Source organism: Mesorhizobium sp. M5C.F.Ca.ET.164.01.1.1, assembly GCF_004792125.1.
Taxonomy (GTDB): Bacteria; Pseudomonadota; Alphaproteobacteria; order Rhizobiales; family Rhizobiaceae; genus Mesorhizobium; species Mesorhizobium wenxiniae.
In genome coordinates, this window is the sequence record NZ_SRTG01000196.1 from 1 (window position 1) to 380 (window position 380).

Annotated in this window: 1 protein-coding gene; it reads left to right on the forward strand. The window is 59.5% G+C overall.

Features of this window, described 5'->3' with window-relative positions; genetic code table 11:
• A partial coding sequence (locus EN807_RS33095) for a sugar ABC transporter permease (RefSeq protein WP_135937985.1) occupies positions 1-380 on the forward strand: 380 nt, incomplete at both ends.

Sequence of the window (380 nt, forward strand, 5' to 3'; positions counted from 1 at the left end):
CAAGTGTTCGGACGCAACGACATAGGTCTGATGGGCTATTACCTCAACGCGATCGGCATCGACTACAATTACGTGCAGGATCCGTTCGACGCCTGGGTGACGATCATCATCATGGACGTCTGGCACTGGACCAGCCTTGTCGTTCTGCTCTGCTATGCCGGCCTGGTCTCGATTCCGGACGCCTTCTACCAGGCGGCCAAGATCGACGGCGCCTCGCGCTGGGCGGTGTTCCGCTATATCCAGCTGCCGAAGATGCAGCGCGTGCTTCTGATCGCGGTGCTGCTGCGCTTCATGGACTCCTTCATGATCTATACCGAGCCCTTCGTTGTCACCGGCGGCGGTCCCGGCAATTCGACCACGTTCCTGTCGATCGACCTCGT